Here is a 3,782-nt window from a genome sequence, read left to right as displayed (position 1 = left end):
GGTGCGCCCGGCCGAGCTGGACGGCAAGCTCGTGACGGCCGCGCGGCTCAGGGCCGGCGCGGGCGTCCGGCTGCCGGCGAAGGCGCCGGACCGGACGGTGCGGCTGGAGCTGACCGGCGGCATGGCGAAGGCCGACTGGGCCTTCAACGGCCGCAAGTACGACCCGTCGCAGCGCTACCCGGTGGCGTCGGGGGAGCGGGTGCGGCTGGAGTTCCGGAACGCTACGGACATGTGGCACCCGGTCCACCTGCACGGACACACGTTCGAACTGGTCAGCCAGGACGGCGGCGGCCCGCGCAAGGACACCGCGATCGTGCTGCCGGGCACGACCCTCGCCGTGGACTTCGACGCCGACAACCCGGGGCTGTGGATGGTCCACTGCCACAACGTCTACCACGCGGAGACGGGCATGATGACGGTCCTCGGTTACCAGGCGTAACGCCTGCGGGCGCCGGGCCGGGGGCGTGCTCCCCGGCCCGGCGCGCCCCCTGCGGCGCCAAGACGTCCACCACCATGACGTTTTCTTAACGCGGCCCGATGACGACTCCTTAACGCAGGTCGCATAGCCTGGCGCACTGCCGTCGCCCGACGGCGCTTTTACGGGGTCTTTAATCAAGAGGTGCAAGGTGGTTTCGTCGGGTTCGACGCAGACGGGGACGGCGGTGGTGCCGGTCTCCCCCGAGGAGGTCGCGCCGTCCGCGCGAATACGTCTCCGCAACTGGCTGCTGGCCGACGCGTCCGTGGCCAAGGACACGCAGGGTGACCAGGAAGGGCAGGAAGGGCAGGACGGCGGCGACGCGCACGGCGGGCACCAGGGCCAGAGCTGGTGGCGGGTGATGTGCCTGACCGGCCTCGACTACTTCTCCACGCTCGGTTACCAGCCGGGCATCGCCGCCCTCGCGGCCGGCCTGCTGTCGCCGATCGCGACGATCGTCCTCGTGCTCGTCACCCTGTTCGGCGCGCTGCCGGTCTACCGGCGGGTCGCGAAGGAGAGCCCGCGCGGTGAGGGCTCGATCGCGATGCTGGAGCGGCTGCTGCCGTTCTGGAAGGGCAAGCTGTTCGTCCTCGCCCTGCTCGGCTTCGCGGCGACGGACTTCATCATCACGATCACGCTCTCGGCCGCCGACGCCAGCGCGCACCTGGTCGAGAACCCGCACCTGACCAGCGTCCTCGGCGGCAAGCAGATGCTGATCACGCTGATCCTGGTCGCGCTGCTCGGCGCGGTCTTCCTGAAGGGCTTCAGCGAGGCGATCGGCCTGGCCGTCGGCCTGGTCGGGATCTACCTGGCGCTCAACGTGGTCGTCGTCGCGGTCGGCCTCTGGAAGATCATCCAGGCCCCGCACGTCGTCACCGACTGGTCCGGCGCGCTGACCGCCGAGCACGGCAACGTGTTCGTCATGATCGGCGTCTCGCTCGTCGTCTTCCCGAAGCTCGCGCTCGGCATGTCCGGCTTCGAGACCGGCGTCGCCGTGATGCCGCACATCAAGGGCGACGCCGACGACACCGAGAAGAACCCGGTCGGCCGGATCCGCGGCACCCGCAAGCTGCTCACCACCGCCGCCGTGATCATGAGCGCCTTCCTGATCACCACCAGCTTCATCTGCACGCTGCTCATCCCGGCCAAGGAGTTCGAGGACGGCGGCCAGGCCAACGGCCGTGCCCTCGCCTTCCTGGCGCACCAGTACCTGGGCGGCACCTTCGGCAGCGCGTACGACCTCTCCACCATCGCCATCCTGTGGTTCGCCGGCGCCTCCGCCATGGCGGGCATGCTCAACCTCCTGCCCCGCTACCTGCCGCGCTACGGCATGGCCCCGCACTGGGCCCGTGCCGTGCGCCCGATGGTGATCGTCCTCACCTTCGTCGGCTTCCTGATCACCTGGCTGTTCGACGCCAACGTCGACGCCCAGGGCGGCGCCTACGCCACCGGTGTGCTGGTCCTGATCAGCTCGGCGGCCATCGCCGTGACCATCGCCGCCTACAAGAAGCGCGAACGCGGCTGGACCATCGCGTTCGGCGTCATCTCGGTGGTGTTCCTGTACACCACCGTGATCAACACGATGGAGCGTCCGGACGGTGTCAAGATCGGTGCCTGCTTCATCGCCGGCATCATCCTGGTCTCGCTGCTCTCCCGGCTCAAGCGGGCCTTCGAGCTGCGCGTCACCGACGTGGTCCTGGACGAGACGGCCGAGCGCTTCATCCGGGACTACGCGCACCGCCCGCTGCGCCTGATCGCCAACGAGCCGACCCAGCGCGACATCGCCGAGTACCGGGACAAGATCCGCCAGATCCGCGCCGACAACGACATCCCGGGCGAGGACGACCTCGTCTTCGTCGAGGTGACCGTCCGCGACGCGTCGGACTTCGAGTCCGAGCTGACCGTCCGCGGCGAGGTGCTGCACGGGCGCTACCGGGTGCTGACGCTGGAGAGCTCCAGCGTGCCGAACGCGATCGCCGCCCTGGCGCTCACCGTCCGGGACCGCACGGGCCAGCGGCCGCACCTGTACTTCGAGTGGACCGAGGGCAACCCGTTCGCCCAGTTCCTGCGGTTCTTCCTGTTCGGCCAGGGCGAGGTGGCGCCGGTCACCCGCGAGGTGCTGCGCGAGGCGGAGCCGGACCGGACGCGCCGCCCGCGCGTCCACGTCGGATAGCGCCTGCACGGCAGTCGGCCCGTCCGGTCCTGGTGACCGGGCGGGCCGGCCGCTTTTCCGGCGGCTTTTCCGGGGGCGCCGGTTTCGCCTGGGGCAGGAGTTCCTAACATGCCATCAGGGACAGGAACTTCGGACGGAAGGCACGTGCATGACCACCGCACCCGAGCACTACGAGCGTCTCCTCGCCGCCCACTACAGCTGGATGCTCGGCGGTGACGTCCCCGCGCTCGCCGAGGCGCAGGCCGAGCTGCTCGCCGGGCTCGGCGTGCGGGCGGACGGCGCCGGGCGGCTCGCCGTGGACCTGGGGGCCGGGCCGGGGCCGCAGAGCCTCGCCCTCGCCGCGCTGGGCTTCGGGACCGTCCTCGCCGTCGACACGAGCGCCCGGCTGCTCGACGAACTGACCGGGCTCGCCGCGAAGGCCGGGCACGGGGACGCCGTCCGGCCGGTCCTGGCGGACCTGCGGGGCGCGCTGCCGGCGCACACCGGGCCGGGCACGGTGGCCGCCGTGGTGTGCATGGGGGACACGCTCACGCACCTCCCGGCGCGGCAGGACGTCGTCGAGCTGCTGCGGGACGCGGCGCTCGCGCTCGCGCCGGGCGGGCGGCTCGTGCTGTCCTTCCGCGACCTGACCCGGCCGCTCACCGGCACCGACCGCTTCCTCCCGGTACGGGCCACCGAGGACCGGATCATGACCTGTGTGCTGGAGTACCCGGACGAGGAGACGGCCCTGGTGCACGACCTGATCCACACCCGCAGCGGCGGGACGTGGACGCAGGAGGTCAGCAGCTACCCGAAGCTGCGGCTCGCGCCGGCCTGGGTCGAGGAGCAGTGCGCGGCGGCGGGCCTGGCCGTCCGGCACAGCGAGGTGGGGGCGCGGGGGCTGCACTTCCTGGTGGCGGAGCGGGCCTGACGACGCACTGCCGCCCACGTCCCCTCTCGGTGGGGGCGTGGGCGGCGGCGTGCGGGGCTCAGGACGGCAGGCGCAGGACCATGTCCGGCTGGATGAGGTCCGGGTCGTCGCCGACGACGTCACGGTTGGCCTCGTAGAGCGCGGGCCAGCCGCCGGGCAGGCGGAGGGTGTCGGCGAGGCCGGCGAGGGTGTCGCCCCGGCCGACCCGCCATTCGCCCGCCGAG

General features: G+C 71.8%; 4 protein-coding genes. 3 read left to right on the top strand and 1 reads right to left on the bottom strand.

From position 1 onward, the window contains the following. The 3 genes from AB0O00_RS32245 to AB0O00_RS32235 all read left to right on the top strand — a co-directional run. The coding region (locus AB0O00_RS32245) for a multicopper oxidase domain-containing protein (RefSeq protein WP_363657819.1) at positions 1–439 on the top strand (439 nt) is incomplete at its 5' end. Between the two features lie 226 nt (positions 440–665). Beyond that, a complete protein-coding gene (locus AB0O00_RS32240) occupies positions 666–2,648 on the top strand; it encodes an amino acid transporter (protein WP_363657823.1) in 1,983 nt (660 codons plus the stop codon). Positions 2,649–2,796: 148 nt separating this feature from the next. Beyond that, a complete protein-coding gene (locus AB0O00_RS32235) occupies positions 2,797–3,558 on the top strand; it encodes a methyltransferase domain-containing protein (protein ID WP_363657817.1) in 762 nt (253 codons plus the stop codon). A 58-nt stretch (positions 3,559–3,616) separates the two neighbouring features. Here AB0O00_RS32235 and AB0O00_RS32230 read toward each other — a convergent pair. Beyond that, positions 3,617–3,782: LysM peptidoglycan-binding domain-containing protein (locus AB0O00_RS32230; RefSeq protein ID WP_363657821.1), on the bottom strand; the 166-nt coding region annotated here is incomplete at its 5' end.

Source organism: Kitasatospora sp. NPDC093558, from assembly GCF_040683475.1.
GTDB lineage: Bacteria > Actinomycetota > Actinomycetes > Streptomycetales > Streptomycetaceae > Kitasatospora.
This window is presented reverse-complemented; position numbering and strand designations above follow the sequence as displayed.